This is a genomic window from Aeromicrobium phragmitis, assembly GCF_003674095.1.
Classification (GTDB): domain Bacteria; phylum Actinomycetota; class Actinomycetes; order Propionibacteriales; family Nocardioidaceae; genus Aeromicrobium; species Aeromicrobium phragmitis.
The window spans coordinates 1-410 of record NZ_RDBF01000119.1; the positions used below are offsets into that span (position 1 = coordinate 1).

Consider the following 410-nt stretch of genomic DNA (forward strand, 5'->3'; position numbering starts at 1 on the left):
GGTCGACCGCGCGCGCGGGGGGAAGATCGTGGTCCGACTCAAAGGCGGCGACCCCTACGTGTTCGGCCGCGGCGGCGAGGAGCGGCTCGCCTGCCGGGCCGCGGACGTGCCGGTCGAGGTCGTGCCGGGCGTGACGAGCGCGATCGCCGTAGCCGCCGCCGCGGGCATCCCCGTCACCCATCGAGGTGTCGCGCGGGGCTTCACGGTCGTCACCGGCCACGAGGAGCTCGCTCATGTGCCACACGGTGGCGACCACACGCTCGTGCTGCTGATGGGCGTGAAGCGGCTGTCGCAGACCACGGACGAGCTCATCCGGGCGGGCCATCGCCCCACCACGCCGGCCGCCGTCATCGAGCGAGGCTTCCTTCCCGATCAGCGGGTCACCGTGGCCACCCTCGGCGAGCTCGCCG

At 73.9% G+C, this 410-nt stretch carries 1 protein-coding gene; it reads left to right on the forward strand.

What is annotated here, in order from left to right; all coding sequences use genetic code 11:
- Positions 1-28: 28 nt before the first annotated feature.
- Positions 29-410 (forward strand): uroporphyrinogen-III C-methyltransferase (locus D9V41_RS16565; protein ID WP_243697327.1); only part of this gene is annotated, 382 nt, incomplete at its 3' end.